This is a genomic window from Limnohabitans sp. WS1, from assembly GCF_003063265.1.
In the GTDB taxonomy this organism is placed as follows: domain Bacteria; phylum Pseudomonadota; class Gammaproteobacteria; order Burkholderiales; family Burkholderiaceae_C; genus Limnohabitans_A.
The window spans coordinates 1-18,731 of sequence record NZ_NERU01000007.1 but is presented as its reverse complement, the minus strand read 5'-3'; the positions used below and the strand labels follow the sequence as shown (position 1 = coordinate 18,731).

Below are 18,731 nucleotides of genomic sequence, written 5' to 3'. Positions count from 1 at the left end.
CCTTCATGTCCGTTCATGTCCTGTCCGAAGTCGCCATTTTGATGCGCCGCGAGCCTGTCCAAGGGCCCATGGCCCGTTGGCAGTCTCACCGTTGGGTGTTGGCCGATGTGGTGCCGCAAGAAAGCGGTTTTGGCACCGAGCCACGCTGCCTGCGCCTGACCGATGAAGAGGCTTTGTGGCTCTATCCGCAGTGGTCGCTGGAGTTGTTTTCGGACGATGCAGAAGGCTATTGGTTGAACCACAGCTCGCCCACGCCTTGCTTTTTTGTGATGTGGCGCTTGGAAGCCTCAGAGGACCAAGAGCCTCGTGCTGTGCCTCAGTCTGTGAGCCTGAGTTACCACGATGCAGGCCGTTGGCTCGATGCGCAAGAAACTGTGGAAACTGTGCCCGCTTCGCCCGAAGTTGTGGCTCGCCTGCAGGCTTTTACCGAGGCGTTTTATGTGCCTGAGGTCAAGCGGCGTCAGCGCCCGCAAAGTTTTCAAGGCCTCACCGACCGTTTTGGGCAGCCCGCGTCGGTCAGTACCCAAGACAAGCGCAAAGGTCCAGGCGGTGGCGGCCGTGCAGGCTTGGATGCCGGGGGCAAGGCATGACCGAGCCTTTTTTCAGCCGTTGGTCCAAGCGCAAGCAAGCACTGGCCCAAGGCTTGCCTGTGGCAGAACCCGAGCCATCCAAACCCACCCCAGCCAGGCCCGTCCAGCCACCCGTCGCCCCTGTGCTCAAGGCCCGTGAAGGCCAGCCGGATCGCGTGCACAACGACGCCCACGCGCCTGAGACTGAGCAGGGGGCCATCCCCGAGCTGCCCAGCCTGGAGGATGCAAGGGCCTTGACGCCCAAGTCAGACTTTCGGCCCTTCATGCAACAAGGTGTGGCCAGCGATGTGCGCAACGCAGCGGTCAAAAAACTCTTCACCGACCCGCACTTCAACGTGATGGACGGTCTGGACATTTACATCGGTGACTACAACACGCCGGACCCCATGCCTGCGGGCATGTTGCAAAAAATGGTGGGTGCGCAACTGCTCGGTTTGCTGGACAAACCCAATGAAGCGGCCACGCCCACAGTGGGCAAAGTTGATGCCTTGTTGCCTGGCAGGAGCCCTGCTGCTGACCTCGGTGAAAACCCTGAGAAAAGTCCCGCTGCGCCGGAAGGCTCGCCAGTTGTGGCACAGTCGCCGCCTTCCCTGCCCGATTCAGCAGGACCGGCCAGCCCCATGCTGCAGCCCCTTGTCAACGCACCCCCAGAACATGACCACCCTGATTTGCAACTGCAACCAAACCATGCCCCTGCAAGCCCAAGCCCTGGGCCAAGCACTGGGTGAAGACCTGACGCTGCACACCACCTTGTGCCGCCGCGAGGCTGGGCAATTCCAGAAAGCCGTGAAAACCGGCGAGACCGTGGTGGTGGCCTGCACCCAAGAAAAGCGTTTGTTCAGTGAGTTGGCCGAGCAAACCGAGGGCGCGATGTCCCCGATTCGTTTTGTCAACATCCGCGAGACCGGCGGCTGGGGCCGTGAGGCCGCGCACGCCACCCCCAAAATGGCCGCCTTGCTGGCCGCCGCCCGCCTGCCCGAGCCCGAGCCGGTGCCCACCGTCACTTACAAAAGTGAAGGCCGCGTCCTCATCATCGGCGCTGTGGACGCCGCCGAACGCGCCGCCAGCTTTTTGGCCGACGCGATGCAGGTGACGATTTTTGCGCAAGGCCCCGGCAACGCAGGAGGCGGCCAAGAGCGGCGTTTTCCAGTCGTGGCCGGTCGCTTGCAAGGCCTCAAAGGCTGGTTGGGGGCGTTTGAGGTGTCGTGGGACGCGAGCAACCCGATCGACTTGGATCTGTGCACCCGCTGCAACGCCTGCGTGGCCGCTTGCCCCGAGCAGGCCATTGGCCTCGATTACCAGGTGGACCTGTCACGCTGCACCTCGCACCGCGACTGCGTCAAGGTGTGCGAAGCTGCGGGTGCCATTGACTTTGGCCGCGACGCCCGCCCACAAACCGAGCGCTTCGATGTGGTGCTGGACCTGCGCGGCGACCAAGCATCGCCCACCTTCACCTCGCATGCCTTGCCGCAGGGTTACTTCCGCTGGGACGGGCAAGACCTGCCAACCTTGCTGAAGGTGCGCGAATTGGTGGGCGAATTTGAAAAGCCCCGCTTTTTTGCCTACAAACAAAAGCTCTGCGCCCACAGCCGCAACGAACAAGTCGGCTGCAGCGCCTGCATCGACATCTGCTCGGCCGAAGCCGTGCGCTCGGACAAAAGCCGCCAGCAAATCGTGGTCAACCCCAACCTGTGCGTGGGCTGCGGCGCGTGCACCACGGCTTGCCCCACGGGCGCACTCACTTACGCCTACCCGCGCCCGGCAGAGCAGGGCGCCAAGATCCGCGCATTGCTTTCGGCCTACCAAGCCGCTGGCGGGCGCGATGCCGCGCTGCTGCTGCACAGCCAGGAAAAAGGCCAGGCCCTGATCGACGAGTTGGGCCGGGGTGCGCAGCTGGGCGTCATGCAAGGCGTGCCGGCCCGGGTGATGCCTGTGGCGCTGTGGCACACGGCCAGTGTGGGCATGGAGCTGTGGCTCTCGGCCGTGGCTTATGGCGCACGCCAGGTCATGGTGCTGCTCACTGCCGAAGAAGCGCCGCAATACCGCGCCGCGCTCATGGAACAAATGGCCGTGGCCCAAAGCCTGCTCAATGGCCTGGGCTACTCTGGCGTGCATTTCCAGCTGATCGAGGCCAAAACCGCCACGGCTTTGGACGGCGATCTGCAGCGCCTGTGCGCCCGCAGCCTCAAGGCCGCCAGCCTGCCCACTGGCCCGGCCACCGCCGCCCGTCACGCGGTGCAGGCCGAAAAGCGCAGCAACCTGGAGCTGGTCATCGACCACCTGATGGCCCAGTCACCCGTCATGGCCATGGACGAGGCCAGCCGCCCCAAGGCGCTCGATTTGCCAGCGGCCGGTTCCCCCTTGGGCACCATCGTGGTCGATGGCAGCAAGTGCACGCTGTGCATCAGCTGCGTGGGCGCATGCCCTTCGTCGGCCTTGCAAGACAACCCGTTGCAGCCCGAGATTCGCTTCATCGAGAAAAATTGCGTGCAGTGCGGTCTGTGCGCCAAGACCTGCCCCGAAAACGCCATCACCTTGCAGCCGCGCCTGTCGCTGCTGCCCGAGCGCACGCAAACGCGTGTTTTGCACGGCAGCCCGCCCTATGCCTGCATCCGCTGCAGCAAACCGTTTGGCACGCTCAAAGGCATCGAAGCCATGCTCGGCCGTCTGGCCGGGCACAGCATGTTCCAGGGCGCGGCTCTGGAACGCCTGAAGATGTGCGGCGATTGCCGCGTCATCGACATGTTCACCGACGAGAAGCAGGTGCGCATCACCGATGGTCAGTTGCCCCCCAAAACCCGATAAATTGTTGTCATGAGCCAAGACCTGAACCTGTCCGCCAGCAGCCACGCGCTGGACGAAGAAACCGCCCGAGCCGAGATTTACGGCTTGTTGTCTCAGCTCTATTACGCCGCGCCCAGTGCCGAACTGCTGGGCCAGCTGCAAGTGGCGGTGACCGAAGCGCCCGATGCGGGGGGCTTTTTGGAAGAGCCCTGGCGCGAACTGGTGTCCAGCGCGCGCAGCCTGAGCCAAGCGCAGATCGCATCCGAATACAACAGCTTGTTTGGCGGTGTGGGCAAGCCCGAGGTGTATTTGTTCGGCTCGCACTACCTGAGTGGTTTTTTGAACGAAAAGCCCTTGGTGCGCCTGCGTGACGACTTGGCCGAACTGGGCTTGGGCCGAAGCGAAGGCATGTCAGAAACCGAAGACCATGTGGCTTATGTGTTCGAGGTCATGCGTTTTTTGATCGCAGGCGACGATGTGGCGGTGTCCAACTTGACCCGTCAGCAGGCGTTTTTTAACCAACATGTGCAATCGTGGTTGCCCGCCTTGTGCCAAGTGTTGCAGTCACAGCCCCGTGCCGTTTTTTATGCTCGCTTGGCCGCTTTTACCGAAGCTTTCATCAGCGTGGAGTCGCAGGGGTTTGATTTGGTGGTTTGATTGAAAATTTTTAGAGTTCGAAGTGAAAAAAATGACGGGTCATTTGCGGGTTTTTACTTAGAAGTCTCAGGCAGGCAACTCGGATAATGGTGACTAAGCGGTAACTTTTCACGCTTAAAAGTTTCACAACCATTGGAGACCTCCTTGACCGAAGCCAAAACCCCACGTCGTCGCAACCTCCTGAAGGGCGCAGCTGTCGCCGCAGGTGCCATTTCCGCGCCCATGATCGCCAAGGCCCAAACAGGCCCGATCTCCATGCGCTGGCAGAGCACTTGGCCTGCCAAGGACATCTTCCATGAGTACGCCTTGGACTACGCCAAAAAAGTCAACGACATGACCGGTGGCGATCTGAAGATCGAAGTGTTGCCCGCTGGCGCTGTGGTGCCTGCATTCGGTTTGCTCGAAGCTGTGTCCAAAGGCACTTTGGACGGCGGTCACGGCGTGTTGGGTTACCACTACGGCAAGCAAAATGCCTTGGCCCTGTGGAGCTCCGGCCCAGCCTTCGGCATGGACGCCAACATGATCCTGGCTTGGCACAAGTACGGTGGTGGTGCTGAGTTGTTGGCCAAGTTGTACGCCTCCATTGGCGGCAACGTTCAGTCCTTCCTCTACGGTCCCATGTCGACTCAGCCTTTCGGTTGGTTCAAAAAGCCAATCACCAAGACAGCTGATTTGAAAGGCCTGAAGTTCCGTACCAACGGTTTGGCGATTGACTTGTTCACCGCCATGGGCGCAGCTGTGAATGCCTTGCCAGGCGGCGAGATCGTGCCTGCGATGGATCGCGGTCTGCTCGACGGTGCCGAATTCAACAACGCCACGTCTGACCGTCTGTTGGGCTTCCCGGACGTCTCCAAAGTCTGCATGCTGCAAAGCTATCACCAGAGTGCTGAGACTTTCGAGATCATGTTCAACAAGACCAAGTACGACGCGCTGCCAGCCAAGCTGAAGGCCGTGATCTCTATCGCCACTGAAGCGGCATCTGCCGACATGTCTTGGAAAGCCATCGACCGTTACTCCAAGGATTACGTCGAGCTGCAGACCAAAGACAAGGTCAAGTTCTTCAAGACGCCTGATGCGATCTTGCAAGAGCAGTTGAAGGTGTGGACAGAAATTCTGGAGAAGAAATCTGCAGAAAATCCGATCTTCAAAGAAGTGGTTGCCTCTCAGAAAGCATTCGCTGTTCGTGCAGTGAAGTGGGATCAAGACACCAACATCAGCCGTCGCATGGCTGTGAATCATTTCTTCGGCGCCAAAAAAGCTTAATTCTTTGGTTTGATTTATTTCAGCCATCCGGCCTGCCGGATGGCTGATTCATTTGTGTGGTTCCTTTATGCAAGCCCTGCTGCTCTTCATTGACAAAGTCAGTACATGGATTGGCCAGTTTTTTTCTTGGCTGATTGTGGCGTTGACCTTGATGATTTCTTGGGAAGTTTTCTCCCGTTACGTGCTGGACAGCCCCCACTCATGGGCTTTTGATGTGATGAGCATGATGTATGGCACGCTGTTCATGATGGCTGGTGCTTACACCTTGTCCAAAAACGGCCATGTGCGTGGTGACGTGCTGTATGGTTTTTTCCCGCCACGCCTGCAAGCTTGGTTGGACTTGGCGCTCTATATTTTGTTTTTCATTCCGGGCGTGGTGGCATTGGCTTATGCGGGCTATGGCTTTGCGGCCGAATCTTGGGCCATCAACGAACACTCCAACATCACAGCGGATGGTCCGCCTGTGTACCCTTTCAAAACCATCTTGCCTCTGGCCGGCGCTTTCTTGCTGGCTCAGGGCTTGGTTGAAATCGTGCGTTGCATCGTCTGCATCAAACAAGGCGAATGGCCCAAGCGTGGCGATGACGTGGACGAAGTTGACGTCGAAAAACTCAAGGAAATGGTCAACGTGAAAGACGAAGACATCGCCAAACTGGGCGAACTGGCGACTGCGAAGGGAATTCAAAAATGAAAAAAGAAGTCTGGTTTGGCCTGACGATCATGGCCATGGTCGTCTTGGCGGCCTTTGTGTTGTTGCCTTCACCCGCTGAGATGACCAATGGTCATCTGGGTCTGTTGATGTTGGCTTTGGTGGTGGTGGCGATCATGTTGGGTTTCCCAACCGCTTTCACCTTGATGGGCATGGGCATGATCTTCGCGTGGATCGCCTACAAAAGCCAAAACCCCGATTTGGCGGTTCAGCAAACGCTGGACCTGATGGTTCAGCGTGCATATTCGGTCATGTCCAACGACGTGCTGATCTCGATTCCCTTGTTTGTGTTCATGGGTTATCTGATTGAACGCGCCAACCTGATCGAAAAGCTCTTCAAGAGCATGCACTTGGCCATGGCCCGTTTGCCCGGCTCATTGGCTGTGGCCACCATCGTGACCTGCGCCATTTTCGCCACCGCCACCGGCATCGTGGGTGCGGTGGTCACGCTCATGGGCTTGCTGGCGCTGCCCGCCATGCTGCGGGCGGGTTACAGCGTTCAGCTGTCGGCGGGTGCCATCACTGCAGGCGGTTGTTTGGGTATTTTGATCCCCCCCTCGGTGATGTTGATTGTTTATGGTGCAACAGCTGGCGTGTCGGTGGTCAAGCTGTATGCCGGAGCATTTTTCCCAGGCATCATGTTGGCCACTTTGTATGTGCTTTACGTGGTCATCATTGCGAAATGGAAACCTCACATGGCACCGCCCATGTCGGCCGAAGACCGCATCGTGCCTTTGCCTGCTTTTGCGCAAGTGGTGTCCAAAGACATCAGCAGCACGGTCTTGCCTGGCCTGATCGGTGCCATCAAAGGCAAACGCAATGCGGCTGTGCCCATGCGTGACCTGCTCAATCACCTGGTGATTGCTTTGCTGCCACTTTTGGCCGTGGCCGCGATCATGGGCACCATTTACTTCAAAGTCACTGCACCATTGCCCGTCGAGACGGTCGACGGTGTGGTGGCCATGGGTGGGGAGTTGTCGGATTCCACAGACAGTGCCGAAGAAAGCGAAAGCATCAGCGGCTTGTCTGAGCCTGAAGAAGATGGCTTGAAGCAGCCTCCCGGAACCGAAGCTGCGCCAGCGGCAGCTGCCCCTGCGGCAGACGTGAAGGAAACCGCACCGGCACCCACTGCAGCGGCGGTGACTGCTGCTGCCGAGTCAGCTGTTGAAGCTGAGCGTCAAGCAGCGCCTCTGTCATTCTGGATCGGCTTGGCCAGTTGTGCGGTGGCCTTGGCCATCTTCTATGCCTACTTCAGCTTTGTGCGCCTTGAAATCTTCAAGATGCTGCTGGGTTCGTTCTTCCCGCTCGCGCTCATGATCTTGGCCGTGCTGGGCACCATTGTGTTTGGTTTGGCCACGCCAACAGAGGCCGCAGCCATGGGCTCTTTGGGCGGCTTGCTGCTGGCGGCCGCTTACCGCAGGCTCAACTATGTGGTGCTGCGTGAGTCGGTTTACCTCACGGCCAAAACCAGTGCCATGGTGTGCTGGTTGTTTGTGGGCTCGAGCATCTTCTCGGCAGCGTTTGCGCTGCTGGGTGGGCAAGAGATCATCAACACTTGGGTCTTGGGCATGGACCTGACACCTGTGCAGTTCATGATCCTGGCGCAAGTGGTCATCTTCTTGCTGGGCTGGCCCCTGGAGTGGACCGAGATCATCGTGATTTTCATGCCGATCTTCATCCCCTTGTTGCCCCACTTCGGCATCGATCCGCTGTTCTTCGGCTTGTTGGTGGCCTTGAACCTGCAGACCGCTTTCCTGAGCCCCCCCGTGGCCATGGCGGCGTTCTACCTGAAGGGCGTGAGCCCACCGCACGTCACCTTGAACCAGATTTTTGCAGGCATGCTGCCCTTCATGGCCATCCAGGTGTTTGCGATCGTGCTGCTCTACATGTTCCCGGCCATTGGCATGTGGTTGCCTGAAGTTCTTTACAAGTAAACCCTGCTAAGCCAACCCATACCAAGTGCCTACTTGGTTTGTGTTGGCTTTTTTCATAAGCAATTTGAAGATCATTTCCGCAGATCAACAAAAGGCTTCATGTAAGGGTTTTTACAGTGTGAATGCGTGGGCTTGTCGTTAAGATCACGTATGCAAAAAATTGCCTATCTTGGCCATGTGCTTTTGAAATCATCAGGAGTCTCAGATGTCTTCCAAAACTTCTTCTGTGTCGCGTCGTAGTTTGTTTTCGGGGGCTGCAACCGTGGGCGCTGTGGCCGCAGTCACGGCTGTGTTGCCTGCTGTCGTCAAGCCCACTGCACCCGTGGCAGCCGCATTGCCAAAACCCACGCGCGGCGGTGGTTACACCCTGAGCGAGCACGTTCAGCAGTACTACAAGACCACCCGCGTCTGATTCACTTTTTCTGTCCTTCCTGTTCATCCCCAACTGGAGCCCTCCATGTTGCTGACTAAAAAACAATCTGGCACCACCGGTGCCACCTCCTCGCCCTTCATCCACAGCTTGCGCCGTGGTTTGTCGCAGGCCTTGCCCACCCTTGACCGCCGCAGCTTTTTGCGTCGTTCGGGCCTCGGCGTGGGTGTGGGCTTGGCCGCATCACAACTGAGCTTGGTGCAAAAAGCCCAGGCTGCCACCGGCGCATCGATCGTGGGCGCTGGCAAAGTCGAAGTCAAGCGCACCATTTGCACCCATTGCTCAGTGGGTTGTGCGGTCGATGCCGTGGTCGAAAACGGCGTCTGGGTGCGCCAAGAAGCTGTGTTTGATTCGCCCATCAACCTGGGTGCGCACTGCGCCAAAGGTGCCGCGCTGCGTGAACACGGTCACGGCGAGTACCGCCTGCGCTACCCCATGAAGCTGGTCAACGGCAAGTACGAGCGCATCAGCTGGGACACGGCACTCACTGAGATCAGCGCCAAGATGCTGGAGCTGAAAAAAGCCAGCGGCCCTGACAGCGTTTACTTCATCGGTTCTTCCAAGCACAACAACGAACAAGCCTATTTGCTGCGCAAGTTCGTGAGCTTCTGGGGCACCAACAACTGCGACCACCAAGCCCGTATTTGCCACTCCACCACCGTGGCCGGTGTGGCCAACACCTGGGGTTATGGCGCGATGACCAACTCGTACAACGACATGCAAAACAGCAAGGTCGCTTTGTACATCGGCTCCAACGCCGCAGAGGCTCACCCTGTGTCGATGCTGCACATGCTGCACGCCAAGGAAAACGGCTGCAAGATGATCGTGGTCGACCCACGCTTCACCCGCACCGCCGCCAAAGCCGACGAGTACGTGCGCATCCGCTCCGGCACTGACATTCCTTTCCTGTTTGGTGTGCTGTATCACATCTTCAAGAACGGTTGGGAAGACAAAAAATACATCAACGACCGTGTCTACGGCATGGACGCCATCAAGACCGAAGTGCTGGCCAAGTGGACACCCGACAAGGTGGAAGAGGCCTGCGGCGTCAAAGAAGACCAAGTCTTCAAGATCGCCAAGATGCTGCACGAGAACAACCCCGGCACCATCGTCTGGTGCATGGGCCAGACCCAGCACACCATCGGCAACGCCATCGTGCGTGCCTCTTGCATCTTGCAATTGGCATTGGGCAACGTGGGCAAAACCGGCGGCGGCACCAACATTTTCCGTGGCCACGACAACGTGCAAGGCGCGACCGACGTCGGCCCCAACCCCGATTCTTTGCCCGGTTACTACGGCTTGGCCGAAGGCTCCTGGAAGCACTTTGCCAACACCTGGGGTGTGGATTTCGAGTGGATCAAAAAGCAGTTCGCCAGCCCTGCCATGATGGGCAAGAACGGCATCACCGTTTCCCGCTGGATTGACGGTGTCCTCGAAAACAACGAGCTGATCGACCAAGACAGCAACCTGCGCGGCGTGTTCTATTGGGGCCATGCCCCCAACTCTCAGACCCGTGGTCTGGACATGAAGCGTGCGATGGACAAGCTGGACTTGTTGGTGGTGGTGGACCCCTACCCATCGGCCACAGCCGCCATGGCCGCGATGCCCGGCAAAGCCGAAGACCTGAACCCCAACCGCGCGGTGTACCTGTTGCCCGCTGCGACCCAGTTCGAAACCAGCGGTTCATGCACCGCGTCCAACCGCTCTTTGCAGTGGCGCGAGAAGGTCATCGAGCCTTTGTGGGAAAGCCGTTCCGATCACATGATCATGCACCAGCTGGCTGAAAAGCTGGGCTTTGCCAAAGAGCTGTCCAAGAACTACAAAATGCAAAAAGTCGGCGGCATGGACGAGCCAGTGCCCGAAGACATCCTGCGCGAAATCAACAAGTGCGTCTGGACCATTGGTTACACCGGTCAAAGCCCAGAGCGCCTGAAGGCCCACATGAAGAACATGAATGTGTTCGACGTGAAGACCCTCAAGGCCAAAGGCGGCAAAGACAAAGAAACCGGTTACGACTTCACCGGCGACTACTTCGGTCTGCCATGGCCTTGCTACGGCACGCCCGAACTCAAGCACCCCGGTTCGCCCAACCTGTACGACACCTCCAAGCACGTCATGGACGGCGGCGGTAACTTCCGCGCCAACTTTGGTGTGGAGCGTGAAGGCAAGAGCCTGTTGGCCGAAGACGGCTCGCATTCCATGGGTGCAGACATCACCACCGGCTATCCAGAACTCGACCACATCTTGCTCAAGAAATTGGGCTGGTGGGACGAATTGACCGAGGCTGAAAAAGCCAAGGCCGAAGGCAAAAACTGGAAGACCGATTCGTCGGGCGGCATGATGCGCGTGTTCATGAAGAACCACGGCTGCCACCCCTTTGGCAACGCCAAGGCGCGTGCCGTGGTCTGGAACTTCCCCGATCCAATCCCGCAGCACCGCGAGCCGCTGTACGGCACACGTCCGGACATGATGGCCAAGTACCCCACGCACGACGACAAAAAAGCCTTCTGGCGTCTGCCCACCCTGTACAAAACCGTGCAGGACAAGAACATCGCCGACAAAGCGCACGAGAAGTACCCGCTCATCTTGACCTCTGGCCGTTTGGTCGAATACGAAGGCGGCGGCGAAGAAACCCGTTCCAACCCTTGGTTGGCCGAGTTGCAGCAAGAAGCCTATGTCGAGATCAACCCCAAGACGGCGGCAGATCGCGGCATCCGCAACGGCGAACGTGTTTGGTTGTTGGGTGCCACCGGTGCCCGCCTGAATGTGCAGGCCTTGGTCACCGAGCGCGTGGACACCGGCACCGTCTGGATGCCTTTCCACTTCTCGGGTCGTTGGCAAGGTGCCGACATGCTGGCGCATTACCCCAAGGGTGCGGCGCCCATCGTGCGCGGCGAGGCGGTCAACACCGCCACCACCTACGGTTATGACAGCGTCACCATGATGCAAGAGTCAAAGACCACCATCTGCAACATCGAAAAAGCCTAAGCGCATCAGGAGAACACGATGGCACGAATGAAATTTATCTGCGATGCAGAGCGCTGCATCGAATGCAACGGCTGCGTGACCGCTTGCAAAAACGAGCACGAAGTTCCATGGGGCGTGAACCGCCGCCGTGTGGTCACCTTGAACGACGGCGTTCCGGGTGAGAAGTCGATTTCGGTGGCTTGCATGCACTGCTCTGACGCGCCTTGCATGGCCGTTTGCCCGGTCAACTGCTTCTACAAAACCGAAGAAGGCGTGGTGCTGCACGACAAGGACATTTGCATTGGCTGCGGCTACTGCTCTTATGCCTGCCCGTTTGGTGCACCCCAATTCCCGTCCAACGGCACGTTCGGCTTGCGCGGCAAGATGGACAAGTGCACCTTCTGTGCCGGTGGCCCCGAAGAGCACGGCAGCCAGTCCGAATTCGAAAAATACGGTCGCAACCGTTTGGCCGAGGGCAAATTGCCCGCTTGCGCAGAGATGTGCTCGACCAAGGCCTTGCTCGCCGGTGACGGCGATGTCATCACCGACATCTTGCGTGGCCGAGTGATCAGCCGTGGTGCTGGCGCCGAAGTCTGGGGCTGGGGCACCGCTTACGGCAACCAGGCCAAACCCGCCAAACAAGGAGCCTGAACATGAAAGCAGCTTTCATCATTTGCAGCGCTGCCATGTTGGTGGCTTGCGGCGAAAAACCGCAAGACGTCAAAGGCGTGCGGACCGACAAACCGGCCTACAGCGGCACGGGCGTGGCCTCTTTCACCGAAGCCGGTTGGAAAGCCGGTGACAAAGACGGCTGGGCCAACCACCTCAAGGCCCGTGCCACTTACGGCCAAAACGACCACGTCCGCGCACCCAAGTGAGCGCCAAGGAGAAGTTCATGCGCCGCATGTTATTGACTTTCGGGCTGGCCTTGGCGGCGATGGGCGTGTCCGCCCAAACGCCAGCTCCGGCTGCGCCCGCCTCTGCGTCAGCGCCCACTGCACAAGCTGAAACCAGCTTGGGCGTGAAAAGCGCCAACGTCTTTCAATTGGCACCCAGCGCCGATGCTGATGCCCAATACAAAGACCAAACCAATGCCGAGCGTGCACAAGTTCAACCCGGCAACAATGCGCCCATGTGGCGTGCGGTGGGCCAAGGCGTGAATGGGTACACGAGTTTGCCCAAAAGCCAGGCTCCTGAAGCTGGCAACTTGATTCAACCCTTTGTGCAGTACCCTGGTTCCCGTTTGGCTTCGGCCGGTGAGTCTTGGCGGCAGGTGCGCAACAACATCATCATTCCTTACGGTGCGGCTTTGTTGTTCATTGCTGTCGGTGCGATGGCGTTGTTTTACTTCAGCAAAGGCACGATGGAGTTGCATGGCCAGGAAACAGGTCGCAAGATTGAGCGTTTCACGCCCTTTGAGCGCTCGGCCCACTGGGCCAATGCGATTGCGTTTTGCGCACTCGCCATCTCTGGCCTCGTGATGGCTTATGGCAAATTCTTTTTGCTGCCTATCTTGGGTGGCACCTTGTTTGGCTGGTTGTCATTTGCCTTGAAAAACATCCACAACTTCGCAGGACCTTTGTTTGCTGTGTCTTTGGTGATTGTGTTTGTCACTTTCTTGAAAGACAACTTGCCATCCAAAGAAGACTTGGTGTGGCTGGCCAAAGGCGGCGGCTTGTTCTCAGGCACCGAGGTTCCTTCGCACCGTTTCAATGCCGGTGAAAAGGTGGTGTTCTGGGGCGGTGTGTTGTTCCTCGGTTTGATCGTGGTGGGTTCTGGCTTGGTGCTGGACATGCTCATCCCCGGTCTGATCTACGAGCGCGGCACCATGCAGATCGCAGCCATGATCCACGGCGTGGCCGCCTTGTTCATGATGGCCATGTTCATTGGTCACATTTACATGGGCACGATCGGCATGCGCGGTGCTTACAAAGCCATGCGCGAAGGCTATGTGGACGAAACTTGGGCCAAAGAACACCATGAACTTTGGTACAAGGACATCAAGTCCGGCAAGATTCCGGCGCAACGCTCTGTGCCTGCATCGGACGCAGCTGTGACACCCGCTAAAACGGCTTCTGTTTGAGCCAGGAGAACACCATGAAAAAATACCTGCTTGTCATGTCGGCACTGGCCATCAGCTTTGGCGCCATGGCCAAATTGCCCGCCTTGAGCGACGAGGCCAAAGCCAAGGCCGTAGAAGCCGCTGCCAAAACCGCACACGGCAACAAAGTGGCCGACTTCCAGCTGTGCAAGTCACGCGAAAAAGTGGCAGCGCACTATTACAAAACCAATGGCAAGGGCAAAGCTGCACCCACGGCCACACCCGCTTGTGTGGACCCGGGTGCTTACAAGCCTGCTGAAACCACGGCGGCGGCACCTGCCGCAGCTGCTGGGGCCAAGCCAGCGGCAGCACCTGCCAAAAAAGGCTGATCCTTTTTTCTGCTTCACTGCCAAATCCCCCGTCGGCAACGTCGGGGGATTTTTACGTTAGGCTCTTGCCATGTCTGCTGTTATGAATACCCCTGTGCCCACATTGGCCAAGCCCCACATCACGCAAGCGCGTGCACCCCTGACCCGCAACGTGAAGGTGTGCAATGAATGGGGTGAACACTCCGAAACACAAATCCCCGCCGAGAGGGCACTGACCGTTTATTTGGACAAAAAAGAACTGGTGACGCTGATGACCTTGGGTGCTGAGCCCGAATGGTTGGTCTTGGGCTTTTTGCGCAACCAACGTTTGGTGGATTCGGTGGACCAAATTGAATCGATCACGGTGGACTGGACGATTGGAGAAGGCGAAATCGGTGAGCCTGGCGTGGCGGCAGTCAAAACCCGTGCGGGGGCTCAAGTGGTGGTTGAGCGCAGTGCTGACCGCGTCGTGACCACCGGTTGCGGTCAGGGCAGCGTGTTTGGCGACTTGATGGCCCACATTGACGAGATTCAATTGCCGTCCGCCCAGATCACGCAAGGCCAGCTCTATGGCTTGGTCAACGCCATCCGCCTGCAAGAAACCACCTACAAATCGTCCGGCTCGGTGCACGGCTGCGCCTTGTTTCAGGGCGACGAGATGCTCATGTTTGTGGAAGACGTGGGGCGTCACAACGCAGTGGACACCATTGCCGGGTGGATGTGGATGAACGATGTGAGCGGCCAAGACAAGGTGTTCTACACCACGGGCCGTTTGACCAGCGAGATGGTGATCAAATCTGCCCAGATGGGCGTGCCCGTGGTTGTGTCACGCAGCGGCATCACCCAAATGGGCCTCGATGTCTCCAAGCGCCTCGGTCTGTGCGCCATCGGCCGCGCCACCAACAAGCGCTTCCTGTGCTTCAGCGCGCCAGAGCGTCTGGTTTGGCAGCCTGAGCTGCTGACACCTTGACAACCTGACTGTCTGACAGGTCCAACTACACGCGGCGACAGTTTTAAAGCCCATGCGTTCACTGTCGCTGTGTCGGACCTGAAGGTACCGACCTACAAATCTCTAGCAAGTCGATCCTTGAGGGTCCGTCATGTCATCGCTTCGCGAAATGACATTCTGAAGATGGATCATCGTCTCAGCCGTGGATGAACTTCGGCGCACGCTTGTTCAAAAACGCGTCCATGCCTTCTTTTTGGTCAGCGGTGGCAAACAGACCGTGGAACATGCGGCGCTCGAACATCACGCCGTCGCTCAGGCCGCTCTCAAAGGCGCGGTTCACGCTTTCTTTGGCCGCCATCACCGACAACTGGCCATAGCCACAAATCATCAAAGCAGCGCCCAGAGCTTCGTCCATCAGCTTGTCCAGCGGCACGACACGACTGACCAAACCGCCGCGCTCGGCCTCGTTGGCATCCATCATGCGCCCGGTGAGCACCAAGTCCATGGCCTTGGACTTGCCCATGGCGCGGGGCAGACGCTGCGTGCCGCCTGCGCCGGGGATGATGCCGATTTTGATTTCGGGCTGACCAAACTTGGCGTTGTCAGCGGCGATGATGAAGTCACACATCATGGCCAGCTCGCAGCCGCCGCCCAGTGCAAAGCCGCTCACGGCCGCGATCACCGGTTTGCGAATGCTGCGGATGGTTTCCCAGTTGCGGGTGATGAAGTCGTTTTTATAAACCTCATGAAAATTGAATTTGGCCATGGCCGCGATGTCGGCGCCCGCTGCAAAAGCTTTTTCGCTGCCGGTGATGATGATGCAGCCGATGGCTTCGTCGGCGTCGAAGGCTTTGAGCGCAGTGCCCAGCTCGTCCATCAAGGCCCCGTTGAGCGCATTCAGGGCTTTGGGGCGGTTGAGGGTGATGATGCCCACTTGGCCGCCTTCGGTGCGGACTTCAATGTTTTCGTAGCTCATGGTTTTCTCCAGCAGTGATGTCAAACGGTGACTATAACCACGCCAGCTGTACCAAGCCTGTCGCTCTGGCGTTGGGGCGTGCATAGGGAAAACATTAACCAACCGTGCGGTCGGTTAATGGTACATTCGGAGATTAAGGAGACACGACATGACCGAATCCACCGCATCGGTGCTGTATGAAGTGCGAGGCGCTGTGGCGCTGGTCACGCTCAACCGCCCACAGGCCCTCAACAGTTTCACACGCGAAATGCACCACGCTTTGTGGGCAGCCTTTGACCAGGCCGAGGCCAACCCTGCCGTGCGTGCCTTGGTTTTGACGGGTGCAGGTCGTGGCTTTTGCGCCGGACTTGATTTGTCCGAACTCGATTTCACCCCCGGCCCTGGCTTGCTCGAACGTGCCGACCCCGGGCCGGTGATCAACGACACCTTCAACCCCACCACGCGCCGTCTGCAGTCGCTGCGCATGCCGGTCATTTGCGCCGTCAACGGTGTTGCCGCAGGAGCCGGCGCATCGGTGGCCATGGCCTGCGACATCGCCATTGCCGCACCCACCGCCAGTTTTGTGCAGGCCTTCAGCAAGATTGGCCTGATTCCCGACGCTGGGGGCAGCTGGTTGCTGGTCGAGCGCCTGGGCCTGCCCCGCGCCATGGCCTTGGCCATGACAGGTGACAAGTTGAGCGCCGACAAAGCCAAAGAGTGGGGCTTGATTTGGGAGGTGGCCGAGGACTGCGTGGCCGCCGCCCTGGCGATGGCCGAGAAGCTGGCGGTGATGCCGACCCAGGCCCTGGTGGCCACACGCCACTTGCTGCGCGATGCGGGCACCCGTTCGCTGGACGCGCACCTGAACGTCGAGCGTGACACGCAATCGGCGCTGGGCAAAACACACGACTACATGGAAGGCGTGAACGCCTTTTTGCAAAAACGCGCCCCGAAATTCACGGGCCAATGATCCAAGGCAAACGATGAGTACCCCAGACCCCAAAGCCCTCGCCCGTTTGGTGGGCGACACGATGTTCGCAGTCGATGTGGCCTCCAAAGACACCATGGGCATGGAGCTGCTGGCCTGCGAGCCCGGCCGTGCCCTGATGCGCATGGTGGTCAAAGAGCTGCACCTGAATGGTCACAAGATCTGCCATGGCGGCTTCATCTTCACGCTGGCCGATTCCACGTTTGCCTTTGCCTGCAACAGTTACAACAAGAACGCGGTGGCGGCGGGTTGCAGCATCGAATTTTTGAAGCCCGGCAAGCTGGGCGATGTGCTGACCTGCGAAGGCCTTGAACAAACACTCAGCGGACGCCATGGCATTTACGACATGAAAGTCAGCAACCAAAACGGTGAAGTGATTGCCATGTTCCGCGGCAAGAGCGCTCAAATTCAGGGCACGGTTGTGCCCGAGTGAAACCCTTTATTGATTTTGAATCTGGAGAACCTCATGTCTGAAAAAGCCTTCCCCCTGGAGCCGATTGAAAAGGCCAGCATCGACGAGCTGCGTAGCCTGCAGCTCAAGCGCTTGAAGCAAACGCTGCAACACGCCTATGCCAACTCATCCGTGTACCGCGCCAAATTCGATGCCGCAGGCGTGCACCCTGACGACTGCAAAACCTTGGCCGACATTGCCAAGTTCCCGTTCACCACCAAAGCCGACCTGCGCGACAGCTACCCCTTTGGCATGTTTGCCGTACCGCGTGAAAACTGTGCTCGCATCCATGCGTCCAGCGGCACCACCGGCAAACCCACGGTGGTGGGTTACACCCTCAAAGACATCGACACCTGGTCCACCGTGGTGGCCCGCAGCATCCGCGCGGGGGGCGCCAAGCCCGGTGACATGGTGCACATCAGCTACGGCTATGGCCTGTTCACCGGCGGCATGGGCGCACATTACGGTGCCGAAAAACTCGGCCTCACGGTCGTGCCTTTTGGTGGCGGTCAGACCGAGCGCCAGGTACAGCTGATTCAGGACTTCAAGTCCAACATCATCATGGTCACGCCCAGCTACATGCTGGCGATTGCCGACGAATTCGAGCGGCAAGGCATCGACCCCCAAACCAGCTCGCTGCGCATCGGCATCTTTGGCGCTGAGCCCTGGACCAACGACATGCGCGCCGCGATTGAAAAGCGCATGGCCATCGACGCGGTCGACATCTATGGCCTGTCGGAAGTGATGGGGCCGGGTGTGGCCAGTGAATGCATTGAGACCAAAGACGGCCCGACCATCTGGGAAGACCATTTCTACCCCGAGATCATCAATCCCGAGACGGGCGAGCCGGTGGCCGATGGCGAAATGGGCGAGTTGGTCTTCACCAGCCTGACCAAGGAAGCGCTGCCCATCATCCGCTACCGCACCCGTGACCTGACGCGTCTGCTGCCTGGTACCGCACGCAACATGCGCCGCATGGAAAAGATCACCGGCCGCAGCGACGACATGATGATCATCCGGGGCGTGAACGTGTTCCCCAGCCAGATCGAAGAGCTGATTTTGAAGCGTGCCGAGTTGGCCCCGCACTACCAGTGTGTGTTGACCCGCGAAGGCCCGATGGACGACCTGAAAGTGGTGGTTGAGACCAAGCCAGGTGTCTCCCCCGAGAGCGTCGAAGCCCGCGCAGCGGCCAAACAATTGCAGCACGAGATCAAAGTGTTCATCGGCTCCAGCGTGGCGATTGAACTCAAAATCGAAGGCGGCGTGGAGCGCAGTCAGGGCAAAGCCAAGCGGGTGTTGGATTTGCGCAGCAAGTAGAAAAAAATACCGGGGTGGATAATTTGACAATGCATCACCTTATCCACTCCCTTCAAAACTCGATTGACGAAAAAAATTGGTATGGGGCGCTGTTCTTGGCGATGTCTATGCCAGACATTTGTAGCAAGATAGAACACCCATTGGAAAAGCTTGATGGGCTTCGATATCAACGTTGGTTCGATCAATATCTTGGTTACTTATTTAGTCGTCCCTGATAAACCCCTGAAGCCCGCATGAATGCTGGCTTTCAGGGTCATTCCCAATTCTCAAAACTCCCACATTGATATTCAATTGAGCCTGTTTTCTGGGAGTTCTTGAGGCCCATATG

The 18,731-nt window shown here is 58.4% G+C and carries 18 protein-coding genes; 17 read left to right on the top strand and 1 reads right to left on the bottom strand.

Features of this window, described 5'->3' with window-relative positions:
* Positions 1-5 precede the first annotated feature (5 nt).
* The 14 genes from B9Z48_RS10445 (at position 6) to B9Z48_RS10380 (ending at position 14,713) form a co-directional block, all read left to right on the top strand.
* Positions 6-590, top strand: a complete 585-nt coding sequence (locus B9Z48_RS10445) for a DUF3305 domain-containing protein (protein WP_108378247.1) — start codon at positions 6-8, stop codon at positions 588-590.
* The gene (locus B9Z48_RS10440; protein WP_108378245.1) at positions 587-1,318 is read left to right on the top strand and encodes a DUF3306 domain-containing protein; all 732 of its coding nucleotides are present in this window, start codon (positions 587-589) and stop codon (positions 1,316-1,318) included. The genes B9Z48_RS10445 and B9Z48_RS10440 overlap by 4 nt, the downstream gene beginning before the upstream one ends.
* Positions 1,245-3,395 (top strand): 4Fe-4S dicluster domain-containing protein, encoded by a 2,151-nt coding sequence (locus B9Z48_RS10435; RefSeq protein WP_233261089.1) that lies wholly within the window; start codon positions 1,245-1,247, stop codon positions 3,393-3,395. The genes B9Z48_RS10440 and B9Z48_RS10435 overlap by 74 nt, the downstream gene beginning before the upstream one ends.
* A 9-nt stretch (positions 3,396-3,404) precedes the next feature.
* Positions 3,405-4,031: a molecular chaperone gene (locus tag B9Z48_RS10430; protein ID WP_108378241.1), complete on the top strand. Its 627-nt coding sequence runs from the start codon at positions 3,405-3,407 to the stop codon at positions 4,029-4,031.
* Between the two features lie 144 nt (positions 4,032-4,175).
* Positions 4,176-5,294, top strand: coding sequence for a TRAP transporter substrate-binding protein (locus B9Z48_RS10425; protein WP_199233496.1), 1,119 nt, complete (start codon positions 4,176-4,178; stop codon positions 5,292-5,294).
* Positions 5,295-5,361: 67 nt separating this feature from the next.
* A complete protein-coding gene (locus B9Z48_RS10420) occupies positions 5,362-5,985 on the top strand; it encodes a TRAP transporter small permease subunit (protein WP_089959061.1) in 624 nt (207 codons plus the stop codon).
* Entirely contained in the window at positions 5,982-7,937 is a 1,956-nt protein-coding gene (locus tag B9Z48_RS10415) for a TRAP transporter large permease subunit (protein ID WP_089959057.1), read from the top strand. Before B9Z48_RS10420 ends, B9Z48_RS10415 begins: the two co-directional genes overlap by 4 nt.
* Before the next feature lie 205 nt (positions 7,938-8,142).
* Positions 8,143-8,349 (top strand): formate dehydrogenase, encoded by a 207-nt coding sequence (locus B9Z48_RS10410; protein WP_089959053.1) that lies wholly within the window; start codon positions 8,143-8,145, stop codon positions 8,347-8,349.
* 45 nt (positions 8,350-8,394) lie between these two features.
* Entirely contained in the window at positions 8,395-11,355 is a 2,961-nt protein-coding gene (locus B9Z48_RS10405) for a formate dehydrogenase subunit alpha (protein WP_108378239.1), read from the top strand.
* Positions 11,356-11,373: 18 nt separating this feature from the next.
* Positions 11,374-11,985 carry a formate dehydrogenase FDH3 subunit beta gene (gene fdh3B, locus B9Z48_RS10400; RefSeq protein WP_089959046.1) on the top strand — a complete coding sequence of 204 codons (612 nt, stop codon included), beginning with the start codon at positions 11,374-11,376 and terminating at the stop codon, positions 11,983-11,985.
* Positions 11,986-11,987: 2 nt separating this feature from the next.
* Complete coding sequence (locus B9Z48_RS10395) at positions 11,988-12,212, top strand: hypothetical protein (RefSeq protein ID WP_089959042.1); 225 nt, start codon at positions 11,988-11,990, stop codon at positions 12,210-12,212.
* A gap of 17 nt (positions 12,213-12,229) precedes the next feature.
* Positions 12,230-13,417, top strand: coding sequence for a formate dehydrogenase subunit gamma (locus B9Z48_RS10390; RefSeq protein ID WP_089959166.1), 1,188 nt, complete (start codon positions 12,230-12,232; stop codon positions 13,415-13,417).
* Positions 13,418-13,431: 14 nt separating this feature from the next.
* Entirely contained in the window at positions 13,432-13,764 is a 333-nt protein-coding gene (locus tag B9Z48_RS10385; RefSeq protein ID WP_108378237.1) for a hypothetical protein, read from the top strand.
* Between the two features lie 70 nt (positions 13,765-13,834).
* Entirely contained in the window at positions 13,835-14,713 is an 879-nt protein-coding gene (locus B9Z48_RS10380) for a formate dehydrogenase accessory sulfurtransferase FdhD (protein ID WP_108378235.1), read from the top strand.
* Positions 14,714-14,888: 175 nt separating this feature from the next.
* Here B9Z48_RS10380 and B9Z48_RS10375 read toward each other — a convergent pair whose 3' ends face one another.
* On the bottom strand, positions 14,889-15,668 hold the full coding sequence (locus B9Z48_RS10375; RefSeq protein ID WP_108378233.1) for an enoyl-CoA hydratase: 780 nt from the start codon (positions 15,666-15,668) through the stop codon (positions 14,889-14,891).
* Between the two features lie 148 nt (positions 15,669-15,816).
* Between B9Z48_RS10375 and B9Z48_RS10370 the strand changes: the two genes are divergently transcribed.
* Genes B9Z48_RS10370 through paaK form a run of 3 tightly spaced genes read left to right on the top strand, consistent with a single transcriptional unit; the run spans position 15,817 to position 18,403 of the window.
* The gene (locus B9Z48_RS10370) at positions 15,817-16,617 is read left to right on the top strand and encodes an enoyl-CoA hydratase-related protein (RefSeq protein ID WP_108378231.1); all 801 of its coding nucleotides are present in this window, start codon (positions 15,817-15,819) and stop codon (positions 16,615-16,617) included.
* Between the two features lie 13 nt (positions 16,618-16,630).
* Positions 16,631-17,068 carry a hydroxyphenylacetyl-CoA thioesterase PaaI gene (paaI, locus tag B9Z48_RS10365; protein ID WP_089959021.1) on the top strand — a complete coding sequence of 146 codons (438 nt, stop codon included), beginning with the start codon at positions 16,631-16,633 and terminating at the stop codon, positions 17,066-17,068.
* Between the two features lie 33 nt (positions 17,069-17,101).
* Positions 17,102-18,403 carry a phenylacetate--CoA ligase PaaK gene (gene paaK / locus B9Z48_RS10360; RefSeq protein WP_108378229.1) on the top strand — a complete coding sequence of 434 codons (1,302 nt, stop codon included), beginning with the start codon at positions 17,102-17,104 and terminating at the stop codon, positions 18,401-18,403.
* Positions 18,404-18,731: the final 328 nt, after the last annotated feature.